Raw genomic sequence first — 25,470 nt, forward strand, 5'->3', positions numbered from 1 at the left:
CACCAGAATTGAAACTAGCGCGGAGTATCCATGCGGGGAGTCATCAAGCACGCGCTCGGCGATGTCCGCCTCGTTGAACGAGAGATTCTCGCCTTGGGCGGGGCGCGGCGGTTTGATCGTCAACATCTCCTCGGGTGCCGGCATCAGCGGCATCCGCGGACAAGCCGCTTACGCCGCTGCCACGCACGGAGTGACCGGGATGACCAAATCCGCAGCACTCGAATACGCCGCCCCAAGGATCCGGATCAATGCCATCTGCCCCGACGACCGGTTCCGGACCCGACGCAGATTTGATTCCAATCATTTGCCCCCGGATCGTTCCGGGCTTCCGCGCACGCGGCAAAACGGCCCACCACCACAACGGCCCACCATCAGAGCCGACGCCAACACCTAGGAGAAAACCATGAAAAACCTACGATCAGCCTCGGTGCTGGCCGCCGGGCTGGGAATCAGCTTCTTGCTGACCTCATGCACTCCGACACCTCCGGACCAACCCTCGCCCCCGGCCACTTCATCGGCCGCTCCTTCGACGGCGCCGCTTCCGTCGCTGGCAACGTCGCGGTCGGCCGAACCGGCCGGGCAGGCGGCGCCCACCGGAAATCCGCGGGTGGTGAGCAGCGGCCTTGAGGCCCCCTGGTCGGTGGTGTTCCGTGACGGCACGGCCCTGATCAGCGAACGAGACAGCGCCCGCATCCTTGAGCTCGCCGAAGACGGGAGCTCCCGGACGATTGGAACGGTTCCCGGCGTGGCCGGCACCGGCGAAGGCGGACTGCTGGGCCTGGCGGTCGATGACCAAGGACGGCTGTATGTCTACTCGACGGGCGCCGGGGAAAACCGGATCCAACGCTTCGACGTCAGCGGCGAGCCCGGGTCACTGGCGCTGGGCGATGCCGTGACGATTCTCGACGGGATCCCCTCGGCGAGCTACCACGACGGAGGACGCCTGGCCTTTGGCCCGGACGGGATGCTCTATGCCACCGTGGGTGACGCCGGGCAGGCCGGGCAGGCACAGGACCTGGATTCGCTGGGCGGCAAGATCCTGAGGATGAGAGCAGACGGGGAAGTACCCAACGACAATCCGTTCGACGGTTCCCTGGTCTACAGCTATGGACACCGCAACCCACAGGGACTCGCCTGGGCGCAGGACGGGACGATGTTTGCCACCGAGTTCGGACAAAACACCTGGGACGAGCTGAACATCATCAACGCCGGCGCCAACTACGGGTGGCCGACGGTCGAAGGCATCGACGATGCCGAGGGCTTCACGAACCCGGTGCAGCAGTGGACCCCGGATGTGGCCAGCCCCAGCGGCATGACCCACGTCGACGGGACGCTGTTCATCGCCAACCTGCGCGGATCGGTACTACGGGCGGTGCCGGTCGCGGACCCCGCCACGTTCACCGACCACTACGACGGCGAGTACGGCCGCTTCCGGGATGTCACGGTATCCCCGGACGGGGAGCTGTGGTTCCTCACCAACAACACCGACGGGCGAGGAACTCCCGGACCTGACGACGACCGCATCCTCGAAGTCGGCCTGGAGCAAGGTTAGAAAAAGGCGCACGCCAGGCCCATTTACCCGTGGCGAACTCGGATCAGCGCGTAGTACGCCCACGAACACCACGGCCCGCACAATGGCACCAGCCCCCGGTCACCAACCAGGGAGGGACCCCATGCCGAAGCCCTTCGGCGGCTTCCGCCGTGGATGGGGTGGGAAGTGCGGCGTATGGCCTGCGTGTTCTGCTTCGGTGCGGCCGGCGTCATTTGTTTCCTGCCCGACCACGGCTGCGGCCATGGCCCAGTCCGCAGCAACCCAGCAAATCCTTTGCCGCAGCCACATCAGCCCCGACGGGCGCATCAATGCAGAGCCCCCGCTTCCAGGAGTATCCCCGCCCAGCCGCTGGAAGGAGACTCGCAACATCCTGACGGCCCCTGCCGCCGGTGTCGCTGAGCATCCACGGATACGGCATGGCCAGCGAACAGCGGTACCAGCGCTACGGATCCAACATCTCCCAGGCACGGGTCGATGAGATTCGGTCGGCGCTGCACGAATCCCGTCACGTCGACCAGTGGGCTAACGGCACGATGCTGGGCGGTCCGGCGGCGTTCGGGGTGTCCTACATCCTGGACAGCACACTCTTTCCCTCCGCACGCAACCATTTCGAGCGCCGGGCAAACCTGTCCGACGGCGGCTACCCGGCAGTGCCCGACAATTCGCCCGCACCGCGATGGCCAGACACCATCGCCATCGCCTTGCTCCTGGTCCTCATCTTGTGCCCCGGCATCCGCCTGGCATCCCGACGTTTGTTCACCGGCGGCAGCCAAGCCGTGGCTCACGAAGGGCAGCGCCGTCCGATCCATACAAAGGGCAGGATCATGCCGCGCGATTGATTGCAGACGCGCAAAAACCACCAAGCCACGGCTCCTCGGGCGGTGCGTTCCTTGAGCGGGACCCTGGGAGTACCTCTCACAACAGGGACTCCCCCGGCCCGACCCGCCGTGATGTGCTTGAAGTGAAGTAGGAAATTTTCCACGTTCATTAATGACTACCCCGAGGATGGCATCACGATGAGCACGAATACCGACGGAAGCAAGAAGTCGACCTCCGGAACGAGCGGGACGGAGCGAGGTTTCTCTCGCAGGAAACTGATGAAGCTAACTGGCGCCGGGGCTGCCGCGGTGGGTCTGTCCAGTGTCGTGGGTCTGGCATCGGGCGAGCAGGCCGTTGCCTCCGTACCCGCCTCCGCCTCCAGAAAGGGCTTGGAGCAGGGAGATACCTCAGACGGTGCAGACAACTTTTACACCAGTGACAAGGTCACGGTCCGAAAGGTCTCGTTCAGGAACCGGTACGAGATGAAGGTGGTGGGCAACCTGTTCACGCCTAACAACCTGGACCGCAGGACGGGCCATCCGGCACTGGTCGTGGGTCACCCCATGGGAGCCGTGAAAGAACAGAGCGCCAACCTCTACGCCACGAAGATGGCGGAGCAGGGATTTGTCTCGCTGTCCTTCGACCTCTCCTTCTGGGGAGAAAGCGCGGGGAAGCCGGGCAATGCCGTCGCCCCTGATGTCTACAGCGAAGACTTCAGTGCTGCCGTGGATTTTCTGCGTACCCAGTCATTCGTAGACAAGGACCGTGTGGGGGCCATCGGGGTCTGCGGAAGCGGCAGCTTTGTGCTCGGCGCGGCAAAAATCGATCCGAGGATCAAGGCCATCGCCACGGTGAGCATGTACGACATGGGTGCCGCGAACCGTGACGGGCTCCGGAAGTCCGTCACCCTGGAACAGCGCAAGGCGATGATCGCGCAGGCCGCTGCACAGCGGGATGTCGAGTTCGCCGGTGGAAAAATCCAGTACACCGGGGGCACACCCGAGAAGCTCACCGCGACATCGAGCCCGGTGGACCGGGAATTCTACGACTTCTACCGCACTGCCCGCGGATACCACCCGAACACCACGACACATCCCGCCCTGGCCACCAACGCCAAGTTCATGAACTTCCATCCGTTCGCGGACCTGGACTTGCTCTCGCCGCGGCCGCTGCTGTTCATCACCGGTGACCAGGCACATTCTCGGGAGTTCAGCGAAGAGGCCTACCGCCGGGCCACGGGTCCGAAGGAGCTCTTCTGGGTTCCGGGAGCCGGCCACGTCGACCTGTACGACCGCGTGGGACTCATCCCCTTCAACAAGCTCACGGACTTCTTCCGGACCAACCTCTAGGAAACCCCGGGGCGCCCGGGCCGGTTTCCCCTCACCATGGGCCGGTTCGCTGGTCCCGGGACACTTCTGAGGGGGTGATCCCAGGGCGGGAGTCCGCGCCGGCGGCAACCATGGTGGAATCACTACCCCACAGACACCCCTTTCCTCGGAAGGGAACAGTTGTCGACTGAATGTGGACATGAAATTGAGGCCGACAACTTGGCCACGAAGGAGAAATTTGCATGATCGGACAATCGCCCGCACCCCAGACAGCGGTCCGGTCCTCGTCCGGACCGGGACGGCTCCCCCTGGTGGTCTATATCTTGGCCTTGGGAACGTTCCTGATGCTGACCACCGAGTTCATTGTTGCCGGAATCCTGCCCCAAATGGCCGATGACCTCGGAGTGGGCGTGGCCCGGGCCGGCTTGCTGATCACCGTGTTCGCCCTGGGCATGGTCATAGGCGCACCGGTGATGGCCATGGCTACCCTGCGCCTGCCGCAACGACTGACCCTCATCCTGGCCCTGGTCGTCTTTGCCATCGGACACGTCATCGTCGCCCTGGCTTCCAACTTCGAAGTGCTCCTGGCCGCACGGTTCCTCACCGCGCTGGCCACCGGGGCATTCTGGGCCATCGCCGGGGTCATCGCGGCAAGGACCGCCGGTGCGGGAATGGCGTCCCGCGCGCTGGGCATTGTGAGTGCCGGCGGCATGCTCGCGACCGTCCTGGGCGTGCCGCTGGGCGCGTTCGCCGCCCACCTGATCGGCTGGCGTGGGACCTTCTGGGCGCTGGCCATCATGGCCCTGGCTGCCACGGTCTTGATAGCCCGCCACGTTCCCCACACCGGTGCCGGTTACACGGCCGTATCAATCCGCTCGGAACTCTCCGCGCTTCGCTCCGGCCGGCTCTGGCTGGCATTGGCCGCCTGCGCCACCACCACCGGAGGCGTCTTGGCCGCCTATTCCTACATCGCTCCGCTGCTGGCGGATGAGGCCGGCATCCCCATCGGCATCGTCCCACTGGTCCTTGCCGGGTTCGGGGTCGGCTCCCTCATTGGCGCACTGGTCGGTGGACGCCTCGGGGACAGCCACCCCCACGCGACGACCATCATCGCACCCGCAGCGACCACCATGATCCTGATCGGGATCTGCTTCGCCGCCAACTCACCTCTTCCCCTGACGATCTTCGTCGTCGCCCTTGGGCTCTTCGGCCTGGGAGCGAACCCCGTGCTGATCTCTCTGGCGCTGCGCTACGCCGATCACGCGCCCACCCTCGGGTCCTCACTCACCGTCGCGGCTTTCAACGCCGGCACCGCCGCCGCCACGTGGGTCGGGGGCATCGCCCTGGGAACCAGTCTCGGGTCCATCGGCCCCGTCGCCGTCGGAGCCGGGATTGCGGTCCTGACCCTCATCCCGACCACCGCCCTGGCCATCGTGGCCCTCCGCCCGATCGAGAAGGCGGCCGAAGAAGGCACCGGTCCTTCATCCATCCCGGCCGGCTAGATTCCCGTGCGGTCCAGGCTCCACGCCGCGACCCGGAAAATCGCCACATTCCAACCCCACCACAAGCAGGACACGCCACAACAGAACGAGAAGTGGGAATGGAAACTCAACGATTCACCGGTATGCTCGCGTCCACAACCGGCGCAAGCAGCGGTATTGGCCGTGCGGCCGCCTTCGCTTTCGCATCAGGGGGAAGCCGATGTTGTTGTCACGGGCAGAGACAGTGAGGGGAAGGCGGAAACCGAACGACAGGCGGCCTCGCACCGAGGACGGCTGTTGGCGCTGCATTGCGATGCGACCCGCATCGACGTCATCACCTCCGCCCCGGCCAAGACGATCGGGCCTTTGGGGGCCTGGATGTCGCGTTCAACCACGCCGGCATCGAACAACCCATGGCCCCGCTGGCCGACATCGCCGAGGAGCCCTGGGATCGGTTGGCCAACGTCGGCCTGCGCAGCGTGTTCCTCTGCATGAAGCACCAGTCCCCGCTGATGCCCAAGACCGGGGGTGGGCGGTCGTGAACATTTCCTCCGGTGCCGACGCCGGGGTCGTCGGTTTCCGCGGTCACGCCGGATCTGCCGCCGCCAAGCACGGGGTTGATCGGACTGACGATGTCCAGGGCCTTGGGCTTCTCGGCGGACGGCACACGGATCAACGCAATCTATCCCTGCATCATTGACATCCCGATGATGGAACGGTTCTTCGGTGGGACCCCGGAGGGCACCCACGGGTGATCGGCCGGGAACCCAATGGCCGGATGGGCCGTCCCGAGGAGATCGCCTTCGCGGTGCCGTGGCTGCCCTCGGACCTCACCGCGTTCACCACCGGACGTGCCATGGTCGTCGACGGCGGACAAACCGTGGGACGCTAAAGGCTCCCGACCCAACCATCGGGCGCCCGTTGCGTGAAAACCCAAGACAGGACCCCCTCACAGCCCCGCAGGACCAGGTCCAGCCAACTCTGCACCGATCGCCCGCCAGCACTCAGATCCCCCCAATACGCAACCGCAGACGCCACACCGACGCCGGTGACCTCATCGACGACTCCGTCGAGGAACTCACAGAGGGCGAGCCTGGCGCCTGCCCTCCGGCCTTCGCGGCCCTTGCCGGCTGACCAAGAACGCGTTCGGCACCCGCTCCTCCATAGAGGTGCGGGTGCCGAACGGATACTTGGTGCGGCGCAGTGGCGGCAGCGCGGACGCTAGGAGATCTTGAGCCCCAGCAGCGCATCGAGCGCATCGGCGAGCAGCTGCCCGCCGGCCTCCTGCGAGCCGTCGTCCTCCGCCGGTTCCTGGGCGCCGAAGGCATCGAGCACGGACAGGGCCGCAGGGGCGTCCAGGTCGTTGGCCAGCTTGGAACGGATGCGGGTGACCACCGCCGTGGCCTCGGCGAGTGTGGTGGAGCCGATGCGCTTGCGCCAGCGGGCCACCCGGTCCTGGGCCTGGGTGAGCAGTTCATCGGTCCAGAACCAGTCGCTGCGGTAGTGCTGGCCCAGCAGCACCGTGCGGATGGCCACCGGGTCCACGCCGGCGGCACGCAGCTGGGAAACCAACACCAGGTTGCCCAGGGACTTGCTCATCTTTTCGCCGTGCAGGCCCACCATGCCGGTGTGCACGTAGGACTGTGCCAGCGCCTTGCCGTCCAGCGCGGCCGCGTGACCGGCGGAGAACTCGTGGTGCGGGAAGATCAGGTCCGATCCCCCGCCCTGCACGGTGAAGGGGGCGGGCAGGAAGCGGCGGGCGATGACCGAACACTCGATGTGCCAGCCCGGGCGCCCGGCGCCCAGTGAGGCGCCGTCCCATTCCGGCTCCCCGGCGCGCGCCACACGCCAGAGCAGCGGGTCAAGGGCATCGCGCTTGCCCGGCCGTTCCGGGTCTCCCCCGCGCTCGGCGAAGAAGCCGAGCATGGTCTCGCGGCTGTAGCCGCTCACGGTGCCCAACTCCCAGGCGTCGGAGGCAGCGGCGGCGGCGTCGAAGTAGATGTCCCCGTCCGGTTCGCCGTTTTCGCCCGGCACCGCGTAGGCCAGGTCCTTGGCGACGAGTTCCTCGACGAGCGGGACCAGCCAGGTGATGGATTCCACGGCGCCGATGTAGTGCTCGGGTGGGATCACGTTCAGTGCTTCCATGTCGGCGCGGAACAGGTCGGTCTGCTCCTTGGCCAGCACCTGCCAGTCCATGCCGGTAGCTGCGGCGCGCTCCAGCAGCGGATCGTCGATGTCGGTGACGTTCTGCACGTAGGTGACCTCCCGCCCGGCATCGCGCCAGGTGCGCTGCAGCAGGTCGAAGGCGACGTAGGTGGCGGCGTGCCCCATGTGTGTGGCGTCGTAGGGGGTGATGCCGCAGACGTAGATGCTCGCCGGCGCGTTGGACTTCTCGGCGTCGGCGGTGTCCCTCAGCCGGCCGGTGGCGGTGTCGTGCACCTCAAGGATCGGTGCGTTTCCCGGGACATGCGGGACGGTGGGCGCGGACCATGCAAGCACGGGGCGTCCTTTCTCTTAGGTTTTTGCCCGAACGTGGCCGGGCGCAATGCAGTTACTTGGAACAAGTCCACCGGCCCGGCGGTTATTCCGGGTTTCGGGGTCCGATTTTGCTAGGCGTTGATCACACCGAAGCCCAGCAGCAGGTACAGGGCCAGGCCCAGGGCCACGCGGTACCAGACGAAGAGGCTGTAGCTGTGCGAGGAAACGTACTTGAGGAACCAACCCACGATGACGAACCCGACCACGAAGGCGATGAGCGTGGCCAGGCCGGTCTGCGGCAGCGAGTACACGCCGGGTTCATTGAAGGACTTGGCCAGCTTGTACAACCCGGAGGCGAAGACCGCGGGGATGGCCAGCAGGAACGAATAGCGGGCGGCCGCGCCACGGGTGTAGCCCATGAACAGCCCGGCGGTGATGGTTCCGCCGGAGCGCGAAACCCCGGGGATCAGGGCCAGCGCCTGGGCGAAGCCGAAGAGGATGCCGTGCTTGGGGGTCAACGTGGTGAGCTCGCGGTTCTGCTTGCCGTAGTAGTCGGCAACCGCCAGGATCAGGCCGAAGACCACCAAGGTGGTCGCCACGATCCACAGCGAGCGGAAGGAGGTGTCGATCTGTTCCTCGAAAAGCAGGCCCAGCACCGCGATCGGGATGGAGCCGATGATGATCAGCCAGCCCATTTTTGCGTCGGGGTCGCTGTGCGGCACCCGGCCACGCAGCGCATTGAACCAGGCGCCGACGATCCGCACGATGTCCTTCCAGAAGAACACCAGCACCGCGGTTTCGGTGCCCAGCTGCGTGATCGCGGTGAACGCGGCACCGGGGTCGGACGCATTGGGCAGCAACTCCCCCACGATGCGCAAGTGGGCGCTGGAGGAGATGGGGAGAAATTCTGTCAGACCCTGGATCAGCCCTAGGAAGGCCGCTTCAAACCAATTCACGTACCGACACTACTTCACCAAGGCACGCCAAGGCCCATTGGCGCTCCATGATGAGTCGAACTTAATACTGTGGTCGGAGTCGCTATGGCCGGCCGGGCTACGTGGTGATGGGCTCCCCCCGGCTGTCTTCGTCGTACGGATCGTCGTCGTCGCTTTCCTCCACCACGCTCAGCGGGAGGAACTCCTCGTAGGACTCGTAGAGTGCGTCCTCGTACTCCTCAAAGGCATCGGCCACGGCCAGGAATGCCGAGCTGATCGAGGCGTCCTGGGCGCCGCGTTTTGCAGCCACGGCCGAAAGGTGTTCTTCGAGGCAACCGATCAATACACTGAGGGCAACACGCGGGTCTGTACTCATGTGTTCGACGTTACAGGCACAAGCCACACTATGGACAGGGTCATGATCGAAAAGAAAATCCCCGTAGCCCGAGCCCGGGACCAGATGCCCGGAGACCCCGAGCACCTCTTCGAATACCTGGTGATTGCGGCGCTGCCGGGCGAACATCGCTCGGTGGCACGCGCAGCCCTGCGCGAGCATTCGGAGTACGGCAAGTGGGAATTGGTGCGCACCTGCCTCTACGAGGGCGGCGGCCAAAAGTACTGGATGCGACGACGGGTCATGCGCGTAAAGCCCACGCTGAACATCCGCGGCTGAGGCACGCGGCACCCGAGTTGCACCGGCTGCCCTACTCCTTGACCGGGCCCAGCAGCCAGGAAGCCACGGTGGAGTGCGCCGATTCGGCATCCGAGGGGTGGTACAGGCTGGCCAGGGCGTCGCGGTAGAGCCGTTCGAGCTCGGAGCCGCGGAAGTACTGCCCGCCGCCGGAGACCTTGGCGGCGATGTCGATGCAGGAGCGGGCGGCGTCCCCGGCCTGGGTGCGCAGCGTGACCAGCCGCGGGAACCAGGATCCCCCGTGGTCCACCCGGTCGTCGAGGTCCCGGGTGGTCATCCGCAGCATCGCATCGAGCTTGAGGACCTGCATGCCCGCATCGGCGACCTGCCACCGGATGTCCGGATCCTGGTCGTAGGTCCGTCCGCCGAATTTCAGCGAGCTGCGCCTGGCCGGGTTTGCCGCCGCCAGCTCCATGCCGCGCTCGGCCAGCCCCACATAGACCGAGGCGGTCAGTGAGAGGAACGAGGCGAAGATGCCGAACACCAACAGGTCCGGCACCGGTCCGACGGGCAGCTTGGTGTGGATGTGTTCCGCCGAAACGCGGGCACCTGTCAGCACGGTGGAGTTCGACTGGGTGGCGCGCATGCCCAGGGTGTTCCAGTTCTGCGGGATCTCGATGCCGGTGGCGTCCCGGTGCAGGAAGCCGTGCACCAACTGTCCCTTCCCGGTGCCCTCGTCCTTGCCGAAGACCCCGAGGCGCGTCCACACCGGAGCCAGCGAGGTGAAGACCTTGGTCCCGGTGAAGGAGTACGATCCGTCGGCGTCGGGCACCGCACGGGTCACGGAGTCGAAGAGGACCTCGTCGTTCCCGGCCTCCGACACGCCAAAGGCCATGACCTCACCCGCCTGCACCCAGTCCAGGACCATGTCCAGGCGGTCATCCCCGCGGGCGGAGAGCAACGTCGCAACGCCCGTCCAGACCAGGTGCATGTTCACCGCCAGAGCCGTGGCAGGTGCGTAGGTGCCGAGCAGACGCTGGGCGGCCGTCATGGTTTCCATGCCCCAGCCGAAGCCGCCACGGGTTTCCGGGAGCATGGCCCGAAGGTAGCCGGCGTCGGTGAGCTCGGCGAAGTCCTCGGCGCAGAAGGCGTTCTGGGCATCGTAGCCGGCGGCCCGTGCCCGAAACCGGTCGAGCATCTCGGTGCCGAGCACCTCGTTGATGGTTTTCACGCGTATGTTCTTCGCTTTCCGTGCGGGTATTGGTGGCGCATCAGGGGGTTCCCCTCGCGGATGTCAGTAGGTCGTCAGTAGGTCGCGCAACACCCGGGTGCCGAACTTCAGCGAATCGACGGGGACCCGCTCGTCGACGCCGTGGAACATGCCGGTGAAGTCCAGTTCTGCCGGCAGGCGCAGCGGGGCGAATCCGTAGCCGGTGATGCCCAGGCGGGACAGTGCCTTGTTGTCGGTGCCGCCGGAGAGCATGTACGGAAGCACCACCGCCTCCGGGTCCTCGCGCCCCAGTGACGCCACCATGGAATCGACGAGGTTCCCGGCAAAGGGAACCTCCAGGGCGCGGTCAAGGTGCAGCGCGCTGAGCTCGACGTCCGGCCCGGCCAGGGTGCGCAGCGTCTCCATGACCAGTTCGTGCTGGCCCGGCAGGGTGCGGACATCCAGCAGCGCCTCGGCGGCCCCGGGGATCACGTTGTGCTTGTAGCCTGCGGAGAGCACCGTGGGGTTGGCCGTGTTCTGCAGGGTGGCGCCGACAAAGCGCGCCACGTTCCCCAGCTCCGCCAGCAGCACCTGCGGGTTGTCTTCGGTGAATTCGATCCCCGTCATCTCCGAGACGCCTTGAAGGAAGGCGCGCGTGGTGTCGGTGTAGGAGATCGGCCAGTCGTGTTCGCCGATGCGGGTGATGGCGGCGGCCAGCCGGGTCACCGCGTTCTCCTCGTTGATCTGGGATCCGTGCCCGGCGCGCCCCGCGGCGGTGAGCTTGAGCCAGGCGATGCCCTTTTCGGCGGTCTGCAGCAGGTAGGCACGCTTGCCGTCGATGGTGGCGGAGAAGCCGCCGACCTCGCTGATGGCCTCGGTGGCGCCCTCGAAGAGCTCGGGGTGGTTATCGACCATCCAGCGTGCTCCGTAGTCACCGCCCGCTTCCTCGTCGGCGAAGAACGCGAAGACCAGGTCGCGGCGCGGACGGGTGCCGGTGCGCTGCATCTCGCGCAGCACCGCCAGGATCATCGCGTCCATGTCCTTCATATCCACCGCTCCGCGGCCCCAGATCATTCCGTCCTTGATCTCGGCGCCGAAGGGGTCCACCGACCATTCGTCCTTGAATGCGGGCACCACGTCCAGGTGGCCGTGGACGATCAGGGCGGGCAGCAACCTGTCGGTGCCTTCGATGCGGGTGACGACGTTGGCGCGGCCCTGGGCGGATTCCAGCACCGTGGCCTCGAGTCCCACCTCGGCGATGAGTTCGGCCACGTATTCGGCGGCCTTGCGCTCCCCCGCGCCCTCGTTGTTGCCGTAGTTGGTGGTGTCGATCCGGATCAGTGCCTGGCAGATGCCGGCAACTTCATCTTCGGCGACGATGGTGACCGGGGCATTCTGCGCAGCTGACATGGGGGAATCCTTCTGCCTCTCGTGGTGGTGGGTCGATCTGCCTCCACCCTATCGAGGTATGTGTTCAACGCGCGAGGGGGTGTGCGATCCGGCCCGTGTCCAGGAGCGTGTTCCTCCGGGTACGAGAAAACCCCCGACCTGACTTTCGTCTGGTCGGGGGTTGATCCGTGCGAAGGAGGGGACTTGAACCCCCACCCACTTACGTGGACTAGCACCTCAAGCTAGCGCGTCTACCATTCCGCCACCCTCGCTGGTGGCCGCTGCACCGGAGAAGTTCGTGAAGAACTTTGTTTCCGTTGTCCGCGGCGAGATAAGACTCTAGCACGGGTTTGGGGCGCACTTCAATTCGGGGGTTCCGTCGGTTAAAAACCGCGGGTTTACAAGGCTATTTGCGCCCGTTTGGGCGAAAAACCCCGCACCTCGGCGTTGTTTGTGAGCAGGGTCATATTGAGTGGGGCAGATGCGTGATGTTCTCCCCTTCGGACAATAGGGCTGTCCGGTCAGTGGCGTTGCGTAGGATGATGGTGTTTGCCAGCCCGATCACCACGCGGGGCGGCACGCCAGCACCCCTGAACCAACCAGCGCGTTAGTAGGCGACCGAGCACCGATGTCCACAACCACGACCCTTCCCAAGCGCATCGCGATGATTTCGCTGCACACCTCCCCGCTGGAACAGCCCGGGTCCGGGGACGCCGGCGGAATGAACGTGTACATCCGCCATCTGTCACTCGCGCTGGCCGAGCAAGGGGTTTCTGTCGATGTCTTTGTCCGCGGCGCCGGTGAAACCCGCGCCGTCGAGGTGGCGCCCGGGATCACCTGCCACGAGGTGCAGGCAGGACCCGCCGGCAAGCTCAGCAAGGAGGAGCTGGCCGAGCACCTGGACGATGTGGCCCTGGCGATCGAGCACTATGCCGCCACGCTTGCCCCCTATGACGCGATCCACTCGCACTACTGGCTCTCCGGAATCGTCGGGCTGCACCTGCGCGATGCGTGGCAGGTTCCGCTGGTGCACACCATGCACACCATGGGCAAGGTCAAGAAGATCTCGGCGCAGACCGAGGAATCCGGTGCCCGCATTCGCGGCGAAATTCTCTTGTGCGAACAGGCAGACCGGCTCACTGCCAACACGCCGGCCGAGGTCGAGGAATTGATCCACCTCTATGGCGCCGACGCGAAAACGCTGGACGTCGTGGAGCCGGGCGTGGACCTCAGTGTCTTCAACCCCGGGGTGTGCGAGCACCCCGGGAGCGTGCCGAATTCGCTGCGCGTTCTCTTCGCCGGCCGCATCCAGAAGCTCAAGGGACCACAGATCCTGGTGCGGGCCCTTGGCATCCTCGCCCGCGAACGGCCCGACCTGGACGTGAAGCTTTCGGTCATCGGGGCGCGCTCGGGGTCCAAGGAGCTGAACCTGCAAAAGCTGGTCGAGGCCGAGGCGGTGGAGCACCTGGTGAGTTTCTCGCTGCCGATGCCCGCCGCACACCTGGCCGAGGCCTTCCGCAGCACGGACGTGGTGGCCGTGCCCTCCTACAGCGAATCCTTCGGCCTGGTGGCCCTCGAGGCGCAGGCCTGCGGAACCCCGGTGCTGGCCCACCGCGTCGGCGGGCTGCCCTATGCCGTGCAGGACGGGCGCACCGGCATCCTGGTCGATGGTTCCGAGCCCGCCGCGTGGGCCGTGGCACTGGCCAAGCTGGCAACCGACGAGCCGCTTCGCCGACGCCTGGGTCGGCAGGCTGCCGAATTCGCAGCGGAGCACGGCTGGGAGCAAACGGCCGCCGCCGCGCTGTCTTCCTATTCCGGTGCGATGCTGCGCCCGGCCGGCGGTCGCTGAATCCTGAAACGGTCCCGGAACTGCCTGTCCGTCAGCCAGGCATCGAGCCTTAGCCGGAGGCCGCGCCGGCCAGCACTTCCTCGAGGCCGTCCAGGAGGTCCTGCAGCCCGGGTTCCTCGAGGGGGAAATGGCCGCAACCGCGCAATACCCGGGTGCCGGTGGGGCCGGGCAGGGAACGCAGGGTGCGCTCGCTCAGTGCCTTCGGTGTCCACTGATCGAGTTCCGGGTGCATGAGGTGCACCTCGAGCGGCACGGTTCGGGCCTGGGTGTGCGGGTGCCGCAGATAGGAGGCGAGGAACCCCAGTGGCAGCCATGCGCCGCCTCCCCGTGGGTCCCTGGCGCAGAGGCGCCCCAACGCGGGGTCCCTGCCCATGCGCGCGAGGTCGGCAATCCAGGAAATCTTCACCGGGATCCGGGCCACGGGCCCCCTCACCAACGAGAGCAACGGCATGAAGGGCAGCGCGAAGGACCCGAAGCGCGTCAGGACCGCCCGGGTCCCCGGATCCCGCGGGTCCAGCAGGCAGGTGGCGATGACTGCGGCAACGCCGCGTGAGGCTGCAGCCGCCTGAACGGCAAGGAACCCGCCGATGCTTGCACCGAAGAGCACGACGGGCCGTCCGTCGTCCTCAGCCACCAGCAGGTCAACCAGCAGTGCGATCCAGTCCTCGTACACCACCGTATGCCGCGATCCCGTGACGGTTCTCCCGTACAGCGGCAGGTCGACGGCGGTGATGTCGACCCGGCTGCCGGCAAGAAGGGCGGCGACGGGCCAGAGCGCCGCTCCATGGGCTCCCGCGCCGTGGACGACAAGCAAGCGCACCGCGGCGTCCGGATTGCTGGACCTGGAGAGGTGGATCCGATGGTTCTTCCAGGACCACCACGTCGAATCCGGGGAAACCAGCGGCAGTCGCCTGCCAGGCGGGAGGAAGTCCGCGTAGTCTTCGATGCCGATCTCGACTGGTCGATGCTCCTGCATGGCGGGCTGCACCTTTCGACGGGCCGGGAACAACTCGAGTCTTCCACAAAGCCCCCAACCAGTTCCCGGGCCGCGGTGTGTTGCCTGGCTTACCTGCCCGCGGCCGAGACCTCCTGGCGTGCGGTGACCGATCCGCTGAAGTGCGGCTTGCCGCTGCGCGCCCCCCAGCCGCTGAATGTCGTTTCACGCTCGCCGACCCGGATGGCCACATCGACGCTCGAGGGCAGGAACACCGGGGTGGCGAACTCGATCCCCCAGTCATAGCCGACACCGTGCGGTGCCGCTGAAGCCAGCGCGCGCCCGGCCAGGTACATGCCGTGGGCAATCGCGCGATTCATGCCCAGCGCCCGGGCCGAGGCCGCCGAGAGGTGGATCGGGTTGTAGTCCCCCAGCACCGCCGCATAGGCGCGCCCGGTGTCGGCGGCAAGCCTCCACGACGCCGTGCGTTCCGGATTGTCCCGCGGCGACCTCGGTGCCGCAGGGGCGCTCGGCCTGGCCCCGGGCCACACCCCGCGTGCCAGATAGGTGGAGACCCCGCGCCACACCACATCGGCATCCTCGCCGACCTCGACCACCAGGTCAAGCTGGGTGCCGGCGCGGTGTTCGCGCAGGTTCACGGCACGGGCGGTGGCCCAGAGCGTGGCGCCCGGCGATATGGGCCGGAGGTGGGTGACCTGGTTGGCCAGGTGCACCATGCCCAGCAGCGGCAGCGGGAAATCCTCGCGCACCATCACCGACATTGCCAGCGGGAACACCATCCCGTGCACGAACACGCTGGGTAGCTCATCGCGCACCGTGTCTCCCATCAGCCGCTGGTAGGCAACCAGCTTGGCCGCATCGAACTTCAACCCCTCCAGATGGTGCTCGACCTCCGGCAGCGCGCCGCCCGCCGGCTTGGAACCCGGAAACAGGGCCGTAAGCCGCGCGCCGGCGGCCTTGGCATAGAGCGATCCGAGCGACGGGGAGGCCTCAAGCACCACCCGGGTGCGCGCGCTCATGCCCCCACCAACGACTGTCCACACACCCGCAGGGTGCGTCCGTTGATGCCCGCCGCCGCGTCGGAGGCGAGGAAGCCGATGGCCTCGGCGACGTCGACAGGCAGCCCGCCCTGCATCAGCGAGGGCATGAGCATCCTGGCCACGGCACGCGTGGCCAGGGGGATCTTGGCCGTCATATCGGTCTCGATGAAACCGGGCGCCACGGCGTTGATGCCGCCGCCCTTGGCGGCAAAGGCGGGTGCGGAGGCCCGCACCATACCGATGACCCCGGCCTTGGACGCCGCGTAGTTGGTCTGCCCGCGGTTCCCGGCGATGCCGGAGGTCGAGGCCAGGGAGACGATGCGCAGCCCCGGCAGGTCGGCGGCGAGGAATGCCGCGTTCATGCGCAGCTGCGAGGAGATGTTCGCCGCGATGACCGAATCCCAGCGCGCGGCATCCATGTTGGCCAGCAGCTTGTCGCGGGTGATCCCGGCGTTGTGGATGACGATGTCCAGGTGCCCGTGCCGCGCCAGGGCGTGCTCGATGATTTTCTGCCCTGCATCCTCGCGGGTGATGTCCAGCTGCAGGGCGGTGCCGGAGACCTGGTTGGCGACCTTCGCCAGCGCGTCCCCCGCGGCCGGGACATCGACCACGACCATGGTGGCACCGTCGCGGTGCAGCGTGGCGGCGATGGCCGCACCGATGCCGCGTGCGGCACCGGTGACCACGGCGACCTTCCCGGCCAGCGGCCTGCCGAAGTCCTCCGGCAGCTTCCCCTCGGCAGAGTCGATGGCCAGGAACTGCCCGTTGACGTAGGCGCTGCGGCCCGAAAGCAGGAAGCGTAGGGCCGCCAGCGCCGAGGGTGCGGTGGCGGCAACGCCATCGGCGAGCACGATCCCGTTGGCGGTGGCCCCGCCGCGCAACTCGCGGCCCACGGAGCGCAGCGCACCGTCGATGCCCTGGCGCACGGCGGCGACCGCGGGTGCGTCGGTGGAAAGCGCGGCGCGGCTGATACCCACCACGCGTCCGCCCGGCGCCAGCTGGCGCAGCGCCTGCCCGGCCGCGAGCATGGGCGCCGAGAGCCCCTCCGGGGCAACCAGATCGTCGAGCAGCAGGAGGATCCCGCCGAGTGTGGACACCCCGACGGCGTGCCGGCGCACGTCAAGGCCCCAGCCCAGCAGCGTGTCGGCGAGTTCCTGCGTGGAGGGCGAATCCCCCAGCAGCAACAGCGGGCCTGGCAGCAACGGGGCGCCGGGCGCGTGGCGGCGCAGGATGGCGGGGCGCGGCAGGCCCAGTGAGCGGGCGAGCTTCTTGGTGACGCCGCTGTTCACGAGTTCCAGGTACTTGTCGGCCATGATCAGCGTGCCTCCAGGATCGCCACGACGCCCTGCCCGCCGGCGGCGCACACCGAGATCAGGCCGCGGCCCGAACCCTTTTCGTGCAGCATCTTCGCCAGGGTGGCCACGATGCGTCCGCCGGTGGCGGCAAAGGGGTGGCCGGCGGCCAGCGAGGAGCCGTTGACGTTGAGCTTGCTGCGGTCGATGGACCCCAGCGGGGCGTCCAGGCCCAGCTTGTTCTTGCAGAAGTCCTCGTTTTCCCAGGCAGCCAGCGTGGAGAGGACGGTGCCGGCGAAGGCCTCGTGGATCTCGTAGAAGTCGAAGTCCTGCAGCTTGAGGTTGTTGCGCTTCAGGATCCGGGCGACGGCGTATGCAGGGGCCATCAGCAGGCCCTCGGCACCGTGCACGAAGTCCACCGCGGAGGCCTCGAAGTCCACGAAGTTCGCCAGCATCGGCAGGTCGTTGGCCCGGGCGTACTCCTCCGAACCCAAAAGCACAACGGAGGCGCCGTCGGTGAGCGGCGTCGAGTTGCCGGCCGTCATGGTTGCCGCGGCTCCCAGATTCCTGCCGAAGGCGGGCTTCAGGGACGCAAGCTTTTCGAGGGTGGAGTCTGCGCGCAGGTTGGTGTCCCGGGAAACCCCGGCAAAGGGGGTGATGAGGTCGTCGAAGAAGTTCCTGTCGTAGGCGGCGGCCAGGTTCTTGTGGCTGGCCAGGGCGAGCTCGTCCTGCGCCTCGCGGCTGATGTCCCAGGCCTTGGTGGTGATCGCCTGGTGGTCGCCCATCGACAGGCCGGTGCGTGGTTCGCCGGTGCCCGGTGCGTTCGGCGCCAGGTCCCGGGGGCGGAATTTCGACAGTGCCTTGAGCTTGGCGCTGGTGGAGCGGGCGCGGGAGATGTCCATGAGTACCGCGCGCAGCCCCTCGGAGACGGCGATCGGTGCATCGGAAGTGGTGTCCACGCCGCCGCCGATGGCCGAGTCGATCTGTCCGAGCTTGATCTTGTTGGCCAGCGAGCCGATGGCCTCCATGCCGGTGGCGCAGGCCATCTGCACGTCGTAGGCGGGGGTCTGCGCGGAAAGGGAGGTGCCCAGCACGGATTCGCGCACCAGGTTGAAGTCCTTGGAATGCTTGAGCACCGCACCGGCGGCGACGGCGCCCAGGCGCTGTCCCTGCAGTCCGAAGCGTGCGATGAGTCCGTCAAGTGCGGCGGTGAGCATGTCCTGGTTGCTGGCCTTGGAATAGGCGCCGTTGGATCGTGCGAAGGGGATGCGGTTCCCGCCGATGACGACGGCCGGACGGATGGCTTGCAATGGTTCGGACATGTTGTGGGGGCTCCTGGCGCAGATGTGAGATGGGTTACTGATACCCAGCGTACCTGATACGCTGGGTAACGTGAAGAACCCAACCACCGAAGTCCCCACGGCACAGCAGGGCGATACCGGCACCGACCGCCGCTCGGCCCGCTGGGACGCACACCGCACGGCCCGCCGCATCGAATTGATCAAGCTCGCCCGGCGTGCAATTCACGAGCTGGGGCCCAACGCCTCCATGGAGGACATCGCCGCGCACGCCAACACCAGCAAGCCGGTGTTCTACCGCTACTTCGGCGACAAGGACGGCTTGCGCCACGCTGTGGGCGAATTCGTCATCAAGCGCTTCCGTGCCGGGGTCATCGCTGCGGGACGAAAGTCCAACGGCAACGGCGAGGCACTGCACGCCATGATGCTCGCCTACCTGCAGATGGCCTCGAACTCGCCCAACATCTACTTCTTCGTCACCGCCAGCCCCTCGGCCGACGTGCTCACCGACCCGGCAGGCGCCGGAGGCCGGATGCGCGAGGGTGCACTGAACGACTTCTTCGACGAACTGACCTCGATGATGCGCGAACGCATGCACGCCTACATGGGAATCGCGCCCGGGCAGCTTGCCAGCCCTGCCCTTGAACTCTGGCCGCGCGCCTCCATCGGCATGGTGCGGGCCGCCGGCGAGTTGTGGTTGCGCGCACCGGAGACCGCGGAGCGGCCCAGCATCGAGGAACTCGCCCAAAGCATTGCCGACTGGCTCACGCACGGCGTGGCCCACCAGGCTCAAGCCGAACGACCCTGAACGCAACCACATGGTTGCCGGCAACGGCACATACCTCGGCACCATCCACAACGAACCCCAAGACAGTTACCCCGCACCGCGAGGGCAGCGCAACCGAAAGGCAGATACGCCAGTGACCCAGGAACAAATGACCCTTGACACCGCAGACGCCACCGTCGATGTGGCGGCCCTCGGCGAACAGCTGCTGGGCCGCTGGGCGACCATCCGCAAGGAAGCCCGCGCCCTGGCCGGCACCGAGGCCGTGCGCGGCATCCCGGGTCTGGGCATGGACGAGCACCGCGAACGCGTCTTCTCCCAGCTGCACGAGCTGGTCAACGCCAAGGCCGTGCACCGCGCCTTCCCCAAGCGCCTGGGCGGGGAGGACAACCACGGCGGTTCCGTCGCCAGCTTCGAGGAACTGGTCACCGCCGACCCGTCCCTGCAGATCAAGGCCGGGGTCCAGTGGGGGCTGTTCGGCTGCGCGGTGCTGCACCTGGGCACCAAGGAGCACCATGACAAGTGGCTGCCGGGCATCATGTCCCTGGAAATCCCCGGTGCCTTCGCCATGACGGAGATCGGGCACGGCTCGGACGTCGCCTCCATCGGCACCACCGCCACCTACGACCCGGACACGCAGGAATTCGTGATCAACACGCCCTTCAAGGCGGCCTGGAAGGAATACCTCGGCAACGCCGGCGTCCATGGCAAGGCGGCAACCGTGTTCGCCCAGCTCATCACCGGCGGGGTAAACCATGGCGTGCATGCCTTCTACGTCGACATCCGCGACGAGAACGGTTTCCTGCCCGGAATCGGCGGCGAGGACGACGGGCTCAAGGGCGGACTCAACGGCATCGACAACGGCCGGCTGCACTTCACCGACGTGCGAATCCCCCGCACCAACCTGCTCAACCGCTACGGCGACGTCACCGCGGACGGTACCTATTCCTCGCCGATCCACTCCCCCGGCCGCCGCTTCTTCACCATGCTCGGCACCCTGGTCCAGGGACGCGTCTCCCTGGACGGGGCCGCCACCGCGGCCTCGAAGATCGCCCTGCAGATCGCGGTGACCTACGCCAACCAGCGCCGCCAGTTCAACGCCTCCTCGGATACCCAGGAGGAAACGATCATGGACTACCAGCGCCACCAACGCCGGCTGATCCCCCGCCTGGCCCGCACCTACGCCGCTTCCTTCGCCCACGAGGACCTGCTGGAAAAATTCGACGGGGTGTTCTCCGGGAGCGCCGACACCGATGAAGACCGCCAGGACCTGGAAACCCTTGCCGCGGCATTGAAGCCGCTGAGCACCTGGGACGCCCTGGACACCCAGCAGGAGGCCCGCGAGGCCTGCGGCGGCGCCGGATTCATTGGCGAGAACCGATTCACCTCCCTGCGCGCGGACCTGGACATCTACGTCACCTTCGAGGGCGACAACAACGTGCTGCTGCAGCTGGTCGGCAAGCGACTGCTCACCGACTACGGGCAGGAATTCCGCAAGCTCGACGCCGGGGTCCTGGCCCGCTACGTCGTCAAGCAGGCCGAGAACGTGGCACTGCACCGCACCGGGCTGCGCTCGGTCGGCCAGGCCTTCGCCGACACCGGCGATGAGCGCAAGAGCGCGAACTTCTTCAAGGACGAGGCCAACCAGCGCGCGCTGCTCACCGACCGGATCAACACCATGGTCGCGGAGATCGCGGACGCGTTGCGCGGGGTCTCCACCAAGGACCGCGCAACCGCGGCTGCGGCCTTCAACGAGAAGCAGGACGCGCTCATCGCCGCTGCCCGCGCGCACGGCGAACTGCTGCGCTGGGAAGCCTTCACCCGGGCCCTGTCCCAGACCACGGATGCAGGCACCCGCACGGTGTTGACCTGGCTGCGCGACGTTTACGCGCTGTCCCTGATCGAGGGGAACCTCGGCTGGTACCTGATGAACGGGCGCCTGTCGATGCAGCGTGCCCGCACCCTTTCCGGATACATCAATATCCTGCTGGCCCGGTTGCGCCCACATGCCCAGGGCTTGGTCGATGCCTTCGGCTATGGCCCGGAGCACCTTCGGGCGAAGATCGCCGACGGGTCGGAGCAGGAGCGCCAGGAGGAGGCGGCCGATTACTATCGTCGGCTGCGCGCCAGCGCGGATGCCCCCGTGGAGGAGAAAGTGTTGATCGCCAGGGAAAAGGCAGCCAAAAAGGCAGCACACCAGGCGGCCAAGAAGTAGTAGCCGGACACGCATTCCTGACCGGACGGCGGCGCGGACCAACGGGCAACCAACTGCCCCGGCCCGCGCCGCCCTTCCGCGTTTGTCGCAGGTTGCGCCTAGCCCCGCGGGCTTCCCGCGAACGCTTCGGCTCCCGGACCGGTGAGTTCGTCGGGGTCAACGGGCCGTCCCGAAACCGCCAGGAGCAGGGTGATCGCCTTCCCGTGAACTTCCTGGCCGGCACCGTGCCCGAATGTCGTGTCGGTGGCAACCAAGGCGTATCCCGCGGCACGTTCCTTCCCGCCGCCCATCTTGACGCTCGTCCGCAGCTGGTAGGCCAGGGCCTTGGTGACATGGGAAGCCGGATAGTCGCCGCGCATGCCCAGCGGACGACGAATGTCCTCCCCATGTACGAACGCCTCGACCAGTCGCGTGGCCGGTGCCGCAGGCGGGGTGCTCGTGCGCCCGAGCACATCGCGGAAGCCGGCCAGGGTTTCAGCAGGGTCTACGCACCTCTGCGTGGCGATGCCGACGGCGTTGTCCTTGTCGAAATCGAAGCCCGCAAGGACCATGCGCCGGATGAATCCCCACCTCGTGGTCTTGGCGGAGTCGGTCAAATGCGCCAGCACGTCGTGAACATCCCAACCTGCGCACAGTGACGGTGTCTCCCACTGCTTTGCCGACAGGTTCTCCAGATCGCGGAGCAACGCCAGCCTCTCGTCGTGAACCACGGGCCAGACTTCGGAGTTGTGTCGCGGGGTCATGGAACTACCAAAGCAGCCGTGCGCCGGATTGGCAAGAAAGCGGAGTAGGTCGGCACCGTGCACCAGCGGCGACGTGCGGTGCTCCCTTGGCGGGAGGCCGCACGATACCGTCAAGCCATGGTTTTCGGAACGCGCCACAGGTAGCCCCACACGGGAAACCAACGTTCCATTTCATGCCACCTCACCCGACGGGGGGTGCTGGGCTGTCGACCTTCCCGTGGTTCTCAATGGGGCATCGTGTAATGGGCGAATCGGATCCGTAGCGCCCAAACTAGAAAGCATCTAGTGGGGGCGGAAAACCTACCCGCTGACTATCGAAATTCCCGGGCCGGGTTCCACCCGGGTATTCATCGCTGGTGACTCGATCTGAACAGTGAGGGACCCGTGAGCTGGTCGAGATGATTCCGTGGGGAACCACACCCGCTCCCGATGCACAACAATCAGGAGACCATCATGGCCACCCATGGAGGCGAAGGTGCTGGAGCAATCGTAAAAGTTGGGGATGGCCAGCTCCTCGGACAGCGTTGCCACGGTGCCCAGCACATCTCCAACGCCAATGCCGACTTCACTGATCGACAAGATTCGCGGTTTGTCACCCCTGCTGGAATCCGCGGACGCATCAGCGTCGCGAGCAATGAATTCCAGGATGATGCCTTCGGGACCGAGAAAATACAAGGAACGCGATTTCCAAAGATCCGAACCGGGGATGATCTCGGAGCCGTCCGCTTGGAATAGCGACACGCGACGGGCTAGCCATTTGTGGGCCCGTCCAAACTCTGAGGGCAGGATTCCGAAGGCAAGGTGATGGACGCCGACGAAACCATCCCCGGCGGTCATCGATAGTCGACTTAAGCCAATGACGACATCCGCGCCCTCGGTGGTCGATTCGACCGGTAACAGCAGAGTGTCGCGGTAGAACTGCACTGCCATCGCCAGGTCACGGACGGTGATGGATACGTTTCGGATTCTCATTCTTGGAATGCCTTTCATTGGGAATCGGTTCTGCGGGGTGCCTTCGAAGTCAGATGATTCGTGGGCCGCAACTTCCATCCAAAAGCATCCGGGTTGATTCCTGCGGCAGTGGGCTGCTCGCTGATCGGCTCGAGGATCTTCGCTCCCCGAGCTGTCTCCTGGACAGCCTCCATCTCCGGGGTTGTTTACGGGCGGAGTTCGCTAGCGGTACCGAACCTGGTTCCCGATCCGCTGTGTCGGTGGCGTGGGGTTCGTCGTGGATCAATGCGGTGATCATGGTTTCCTTGGGTTCGAGGGCATAAGCACCATGGAACAAGCTAAAGCTAACTTGAGGTCAAGCAGACGGCCTGACAACATGAGCGCATGAGCACCGCCAAACCCAAGAGCATGCTGCCTATCGGTGAAGTTGCGAGCAGGGCAGGTGTCTCGGTGCCCACCGGGAGGTATTACGAATCTCGAAACCTCATCACCTCTGAACGAACTGCCGGCAACAAGCGCGTCTTTCGCCGCTACACCCTGCGGCGATTGGCCATCATTGCCGCAGGACAACGAGTAGGTCTCACCTTGGCTGAGATTGCAGAGGCACTGGCCGAACTCCCCTCAGACAAGGCGCCGACCCAAGACGATTGGCATCAACTCAGCACGCACTGGGCGCTTTTGGTGGCGCGAAGAATCCGCCAGCTGGAAAGACTCCAAGGATCACTCGACGATTGCATCGGCTGCGGTTGCCTCTCCCTCACGAAGTGCCATCTCTTCAATCCTCACGACGAGGCGGCATCTGAAGGCCCCGGTTCGCGCTGGGTTCGAAGGAGCTTGGACGACGACGGCGGAAAAGCTGCCGGCGGCTGAACTGATGCGCTTTAGGTGGTTTTGCGTCCGCTGGGGTTGTTTACCTTGGGAGGGCCGCGCCCCCCCAAATAGGGGGGCCCGCAGCTGTTTTCCCACGTGACCGAGGGCTTGAGTGACCCCCTCAAGAAGGGGATGCGGCCCCATTACTAGCTTTTCACAAGGTTCATTAGTCATGCTCATTTCACGGTCTGATTAGGGACAACAATCCCAGTCACGGTTTGCGAACTGTTGATTGGGTCACCGATTAAACCGTTCGGCCCGATGCGTGGAAACCCCCCATCCCACGCGGTTGGGCCGGGCGCAATCCCGCGTGGGGATGCTGCGCAGGCGAGGGTCCCGTTTCCGAAAGGCGGGACCCTCGTTGCTGGGCACGGCCGCTCCGGCCCCAAATTGTGCGTGGCGAAACTGCGGGCGGGAACAAGTCTGGTCCTGTGACAGATTTTCACCAGATGTTTTCTGGTGGCCTGCTTATTGGATAGCTGGGTGTGGTGGCGCCGTCGGGGTTCCTTCCGCGTGTGGAACCAGAACCGCGGGGGTCGGCTGTGGACCACTACGGTCAAGTTCGGAAAAGGACAGACATTCTGTCGTCTGGGGGCCGGGCCAACAACCATGGTCATCGGTACGGCCGGTTCAAGCCGTCGCATAGAATTGATACAACGCGGCTTATGAAAGGGCGATACTCCCCCATGAAGAAGAACTCAATTTTTTCACGACTGTTTCGAATCGGTAAGTCCAACGCCAACGCTGCGCTGGATGCTCTCGAAGACCCGCAGAAGATGCTGGACCAGCAGGTTCGCGACTACACCAACAACATCGCCCAGGCTGAAACCGCCGTCGCACAGACGATCGGCAACCTGCGCATGCTGGAGGACGACTACAAGATCGCCCTGAACGATGCACGCGAGTGGGGCCAGAAGGCATTGGCTGCCTCCAACAAGGCAGAGGAATTCACCGCAGCCGGCGACAGCAGCAATGCCGAGAAATTCAACAAGCTAGCGACCCTGGCCATCCAGCGTCAAATGGCCAGCGAAAAGCAGGCGAGCAACGCCGAGCCGAACATCGCCTCGCAGCGCGAGATCGTGGAGAAGCTCAAGGCCGGGCTGAACACCATGGGCACCAAGCGCCAGGAACTGGTGGCCAAGCGCGACGAGCTCGTGGCCCGAGCCCGCAACGCCAAGACCCAGGGCCAGATGATGGACGCGGTCAAGGCACTGGACATGAGCGACCCGACCTCGGAGATCAACCGGTTCGAGTCCAAGATCCGTGCCGACGAGTCGCGTGTGCGTGGTGCCGCGGAACTCGCCGCGTCCTCCCTGGATGCACAGTTTGCTTCCCTTGAGGATCTGGGCGAGGCCACCGAGGTCGAGGCGCGCCTCGCGGCGATGAAGGGTGAAAGCAACATCCTGGAGCAGGGTACTGCCGCTCCTGCGATCGAGGACACCGTGGCACCCTCGGAAATCGAGGCTCGCCTGGCGGCACTGAAGGCCAAGAACCAGTAACCCTTAGGGAAGACCACGGCCCTGTGCCGGGACCCGCTCGTGGCGGATGCGATCTATTCGTATCCGCCACAATTTTTTTAGCCGAGAGGCATCGTCGCCGGACACGTGGCGGTGGCCCAAACGCCAGCAGCATCTCTTGTAGGCGAGGTCC

General features: G+C 66.0%; 24 protein-coding genes and 1 tRNA gene. 13 read left to right on the forward strand and 12 right to left on the reverse strand.

The window, feature by feature from the left end; translation table 11 throughout:
- The first annotated feature begins 61 nt into the window (after positions 1 to 61).
- From ACIPUB_RS10330 to ACIPUB_RS10360, 7 genes are all read left to right on the forward strand, one after another.
- The gene (locus ACIPUB_RS10330; protein ID WP_407607290.1) at positions 62 to 394 is read left to right on the forward strand and encodes an SDR family NAD(P)-dependent oxidoreductase; all 333 of its coding nucleotides are present in this window, start codon (positions 62 to 64) and stop codon (positions 392 to 394) included.
- Positions 395 to 403: 9 nt separating this feature from the next.
- Positions 404 to 1,552 carry a PQQ-dependent sugar dehydrogenase gene (locus tag ACIPUB_RS10335; RefSeq protein ID WP_407607291.1) on the forward strand — a complete coding sequence of 383 codons (1,149 nt, stop codon included), beginning with the start codon at positions 404 to 406 and terminating at the stop codon, positions 1,550 to 1,552.
- Positions 1,553 to 1,968: 416 nt separating this feature from the next.
- Positions 1,969 to 2,391 (forward strand): hypothetical protein, encoded by a 423-nt coding sequence (locus ACIPUB_RS10340; protein ID WP_407607292.1) that lies wholly within the window; start codon positions 1,969 to 1,971, stop codon positions 2,389 to 2,391.
- Positions 2,392 to 2,568: 177 nt separating this feature from the next.
- Positions 2,569 to 3,720 (forward strand): alpha/beta hydrolase, encoded by a 1,152-nt coding sequence (locus ACIPUB_RS10345; protein ID WP_407607293.1) that lies wholly within the window; start codon positions 2,569 to 2,571, stop codon positions 3,718 to 3,720.
- Between the two features lie 221 nt (positions 3,721 to 3,941).
- Positions 3,942 to 5,201, forward strand: coding sequence for an MFS transporter (locus tag ACIPUB_RS10350; protein ID WP_407607294.1), 1,260 nt, complete (start codon positions 3,942 to 3,944; stop codon positions 5,199 to 5,201).
- A 287-nt stretch (positions 5,202 to 5,488) separates the two neighbouring features.
- Positions 5,489 to 5,722 (forward strand): SDR family oxidoreductase, encoded by a 234-nt coding sequence (locus tag ACIPUB_RS10355; RefSeq protein WP_407607295.1) that lies wholly within the window; start codon positions 5,489 to 5,491, stop codon positions 5,720 to 5,722.
- A 209-nt stretch (positions 5,723 to 5,931) separates the two neighbouring features.
- On the forward strand, positions 5,932 to 6,072 hold the full coding sequence (locus ACIPUB_RS10360) for an SDR family oxidoreductase (RefSeq protein ID WP_407607296.1): 141 nt from the start codon (positions 5,932 to 5,934) through the stop codon (positions 6,070 to 6,072).
- Positions 6,073 to 6,401: 329 nt separating this feature from the next.
- Here ACIPUB_RS10360 and mshC read toward each other — a convergent pair whose 3' ends face one another.
- The 3 genes from mshC to ACIPUB_RS10375 form a co-directional block, all read right to left on the reverse strand.
- Positions 6,402 to 7,679: a cysteine--1-D-myo-inosityl 2-amino-2-deoxy-alpha-D-glucopyranoside ligase gene (gene mshC, locus ACIPUB_RS10365; protein ID WP_407607297.1), complete on the reverse strand. Its 1,278-nt coding sequence runs from the start codon at positions 7,677 to 7,679 to the stop codon at positions 6,402 to 6,404.
- Positions 7,680 to 7,789: 110 nt separating this feature from the next.
- Positions 7,790 to 8,614, reverse strand: a complete 825-nt coding sequence (locus tag ACIPUB_RS10370; protein ID WP_407607298.1) for an undecaprenyl-diphosphate phosphatase — start codon at positions 8,612 to 8,614, stop codon at positions 7,790 to 7,792.
- A gap of 97 nt (positions 8,615 to 8,711) precedes the next feature.
- Positions 8,712 to 8,969 carry a hypothetical protein gene (locus tag ACIPUB_RS10375; RefSeq protein WP_407607299.1) on the reverse strand — a complete coding sequence of 86 codons (258 nt, stop codon included), beginning with the start codon at positions 8,967 to 8,969 and terminating at the stop codon, positions 8,712 to 8,714.
- Between the two features lie 42 nt (positions 8,970 to 9,011).
- Here ACIPUB_RS10375 and ACIPUB_RS10380 point away from each other — a divergent pair, with 42 nt between their 5' ends.
- Positions 9,012 to 9,266 carry a DUF5703 family protein gene (locus ACIPUB_RS10380; RefSeq protein ID WP_407607300.1) on the forward strand — a complete coding sequence of 85 codons (255 nt, stop codon included), beginning with the start codon at positions 9,012 to 9,014 and terminating at the stop codon, positions 9,264 to 9,266.
- Positions 9,267 to 9,297: 31 nt separating this feature from the next.
- Here the strand turns inward: ACIPUB_RS10380 and ACIPUB_RS10385 are convergent, their stop codons facing one another.
- From ACIPUB_RS10385 to ACIPUB_RS10395, 3 genes are all read right to left on the reverse strand, one after another.
- Positions 9,298 to 10,422: an acyl-CoA dehydrogenase family protein gene (locus tag ACIPUB_RS10385; RefSeq protein WP_407607328.1), complete on the reverse strand. Its 1,125-nt coding sequence runs from the start codon at positions 10,420 to 10,422 to the stop codon at positions 9,298 to 9,300.
- Between the two features lie 96 nt (positions 10,423 to 10,518).
- On the reverse strand, positions 10,519 to 11,844 hold the full coding sequence (locus ACIPUB_RS10390; RefSeq protein WP_407607301.1) for a M20/M25/M40 family metallo-hydrolase: 1,326 nt from the start codon (positions 11,842 to 11,844) through the stop codon (positions 10,519 to 10,521).
- Positions 11,845 to 12,012: 168 nt separating this feature from the next.
- Positions 12,013 to 12,095: transfer RNA gene (locus ACIPUB_RS10395), tRNA-Leu, on the reverse strand.
- A 356-nt stretch (positions 12,096 to 12,451) separates the two neighbouring features.
- Here ACIPUB_RS10395 and ACIPUB_RS10400 point away from each other — a divergent pair.
- Positions 12,452 to 13,672, forward strand: a complete 1,221-nt coding sequence (locus ACIPUB_RS10400; protein ID WP_407607302.1) for a glycosyltransferase — start codon at positions 12,452 to 12,454, stop codon at positions 13,670 to 13,672.
- A 49-nt stretch (positions 13,673 to 13,721) separates the two neighbouring features.
- On the opposite strand, the gene ACIPUB_RS10405 is transcribed toward ACIPUB_RS10400, so the two are convergent.
- From ACIPUB_RS10405 to ACIPUB_RS10420, 4 genes are all read right to left on the reverse strand, one after another.
- Positions 13,722 to 14,648 (reverse strand): alpha/beta hydrolase, encoded by a 927-nt coding sequence (locus ACIPUB_RS10405; RefSeq protein WP_407607303.1) that lies wholly within the window; start codon positions 14,646 to 14,648, stop codon positions 13,722 to 13,724.
- Between the two features lie 89 nt (positions 14,649 to 14,737).
- Positions 14,738 to 15,646: a MaoC/PaaZ C-terminal domain-containing protein gene (locus ACIPUB_RS10410; RefSeq protein WP_407607304.1), complete on the reverse strand. Its 909-nt coding sequence runs from the start codon at positions 15,644 to 15,646 to the stop codon at positions 14,738 to 14,740.
- Positions 15,643 to 16,980, reverse strand: a complete 1,338-nt coding sequence (locus ACIPUB_RS10415) for a 3-oxoacyl-ACP reductase (protein ID WP_407607305.1) — start codon at positions 16,978 to 16,980, stop codon at positions 15,643 to 15,645. The genes ACIPUB_RS10410 and ACIPUB_RS10415 overlap by 4 nt, the downstream gene beginning before the upstream one ends.
- A 2-nt stretch (positions 16,981 to 16,982) precedes the next feature.
- Positions 16,983 to 18,281 (reverse strand): acetyl-CoA C-acetyltransferase, encoded by a 1,299-nt coding sequence (locus ACIPUB_RS10420; protein WP_407607306.1) that lies wholly within the window; start codon positions 18,279 to 18,281, stop codon positions 16,983 to 16,985.
- Between the two features lie 70 nt (positions 18,282 to 18,351).
- On the opposite strand from ACIPUB_RS10420, the gene ACIPUB_RS10425 reads away from it, so the two are divergent.
- Both ACIPUB_RS10425 and ACIPUB_RS10430 read left to right on the forward strand, forming a co-directional pair.
- Positions 18,352 to 19,065 (forward strand): TetR/AcrR family transcriptional regulator, encoded by a 714-nt coding sequence (locus tag ACIPUB_RS10425; RefSeq protein WP_407607307.1) that lies wholly within the window; start codon positions 18,352 to 18,354, stop codon positions 19,063 to 19,065.
- A gap of 127 nt (positions 19,066 to 19,192) precedes the next feature.
- The gene (locus ACIPUB_RS10430; RefSeq protein ID WP_407607329.1) at positions 19,193 to 21,256 is read left to right on the forward strand and encodes an acyl-CoA dehydrogenase; all 2,064 of its coding nucleotides are present in this window, start codon (positions 19,193 to 19,195) and stop codon (positions 21,254 to 21,256) included.
- Between the two features lie 98 nt (positions 21,257 to 21,354).
- On the opposite strand, the gene ACIPUB_RS10435 is transcribed toward ACIPUB_RS10430, so the two are convergent.
- The gene (locus ACIPUB_RS10435) at positions 21,355 to 21,999 is read right to left on the reverse strand and encodes a maleylpyruvate isomerase family mycothiol-dependent enzyme (RefSeq protein WP_407607308.1); all 645 of its coding nucleotides are present in this window, start codon (positions 21,997 to 21,999) and stop codon (positions 21,355 to 21,357) included.
- A gap of 300 nt (positions 22,000 to 22,299) precedes the next feature.
- Positions 22,300 to 23,049 carry a VOC family protein gene (locus ACIPUB_RS10440; RefSeq protein ID WP_407607309.1) on the reverse strand — a complete coding sequence of 250 codons (750 nt, stop codon included), beginning with the start codon at positions 23,047 to 23,049 and terminating at the stop codon, positions 22,300 to 22,302.
- Between the two features lie 285 nt (positions 23,050 to 23,334).
- Here ACIPUB_RS10440 and soxR point away from each other — a divergent pair, with 285 nt between their 5' ends.
- Both soxR and ACIPUB_RS10450 read left to right on the forward strand, forming a co-directional pair.
- A complete protein-coding gene (gene soxR, locus ACIPUB_RS10445) occupies positions 23,335 to 23,820 on the forward strand; it encodes a redox-sensitive transcriptional activator SoxR (protein ID WP_407607310.1) in 486 nt (161 codons plus the stop codon).
- A 686-nt stretch (positions 23,821 to 24,506) separates the two neighbouring features.
- On the forward strand, positions 24,507 to 25,319 hold the full coding sequence (locus tag ACIPUB_RS10450) for a PspA/IM30 family protein (protein ID WP_407607311.1): 813 nt from the start codon (positions 24,507 to 24,509) through the stop codon (positions 25,317 to 25,319).
- Positions 25,320 to 25,470 lie beyond the last annotated feature (151 nt).

The sequence above is a fragment of the Paeniglutamicibacter sp. ORCA_105 genome, assembly GCF_045798545.1.
Lineage (GTDB): Bacteria > Actinomycetota > Actinomycetes > Actinomycetales > Micrococcaceae > Paeniglutamicibacter > Paeniglutamicibacter sulfureus.

Coding starts and splice junctions, on each gene's coding strand:
- ACIPUB_RS10400 (WP_407607302.1), top strand. CDS start 12,452: ATGTCCACAACCACGACCCTTCCCAAGCGCATCGCGATGATTTCGCTG.
- ACIPUB_RS10350 (WP_407607294.1), top strand. CDS start 3,942: ATGATCGGACAATCGCCCGCACCCCAGACAGCGGTCCGGTCCTCGTCC.
- ACIPUB_RS10345 (WP_407607293.1), top strand. CDS start 2,569: ATGAGCACGAATACCGACGGAAGCAAGAAGTCGACCTCCGGAACGAGC.
- ACIPUB_RS10420 (WP_407607306.1), bottom strand. CDS start 18,281: ATGTCCGAACCATTGCAAGCCATCCGTCCGGCCGTCGTCATCGGCGGG.
- ACIPUB_RS10405 (WP_407607303.1), bottom strand. CDS start 14,648: ATGCAGGAGCATCGACCAGTCGAGATCGGCATCGAAGACTACGCGGAC.
- ACIPUB_RS10390 (WP_407607301.1), bottom strand. CDS start 11,844: ATGTCAGCTGCGCAGAATGCCCCGGTCACCATCGTCGCCGAAGATGAA.
- soxR (WP_407607310.1), top strand. CDS start 23,335: ATGAGCACCGCCAAACCCAAGAGCATGCTGCCTATCGGTGAAGTTGCG.
- ACIPUB_RS10435 (WP_407607308.1), bottom strand. CDS start 21,999: ATGACCCCGCGACACAACTCCGAAGTCTGGCCCGTGGTTCACGACGAG.
- ACIPUB_RS10430 (WP_407607329.1), top strand. CDS start 19,193: ATGACCCTTGACACCGCAGACGCCACCGTCGATGTGGCGGCCCTCGGC.
- ACIPUB_RS10335 (WP_407607291.1), top strand. CDS start 404: ATGAAAAACCTACGATCAGCCTCGGTGCTGGCCGCCGGGCTGGGAATC.
- ACIPUB_RS10450 (WP_407607311.1), top strand. CDS start 24,507: ATGAAGAAGAACTCAATTTTTTCACGACTGTTTCGAATCGGTAAGTCC.
- ACIPUB_RS10415 (WP_407607305.1), bottom strand. CDS start 16,980: ATGGCCGACAAGTACCTGGAACTCGTGAACAGCGGCGTCACCAAGAAG.
- ACIPUB_RS10410 (WP_407607304.1), bottom strand. CDS start 15,646: ATGAGCGCGCGCACCCGGGTGGTGCTTGAGGCCTCCCCGTCGCTCGGA.
- ACIPUB_RS10385 (WP_407607328.1), bottom strand. CDS start 10,422: ATGCTCGACCGGTTTCGGGCACGGGCCGCCGGCTACGATGCCCAGAAC.
- ACIPUB_RS10440 (WP_407607309.1), bottom strand. CDS start 23,049: ATGGAAGTTGCGGCCCACGAATCATCTGACTTCGAAGGCACCCCGCAG.
- ACIPUB_RS10380 (WP_407607300.1), top strand. CDS start 9,012: ATGATCGAAAAGAAAATCCCCGTAGCCCGAGCCCGGGACCAGATGCCC.
- ACIPUB_RS10375 (WP_407607299.1), bottom strand. CDS start 8,969: ATGAGTACAGACCCGCGTGTTGCCCTCAGTGTATTGATCGGTTGCCTC.
- ACIPUB_RS10330 (WP_407607290.1), top strand. CDS start 62: ATGTCCGCCTCGTTGAACGAGAGATTCTCGCCTTGGGCGGGGCGCGGC.
- ACIPUB_RS10340 (WP_407607292.1), top strand. CDS start 1,969: ATGGCCAGCGAACAGCGGTACCAGCGCTACGGATCCAACATCTCCCAG.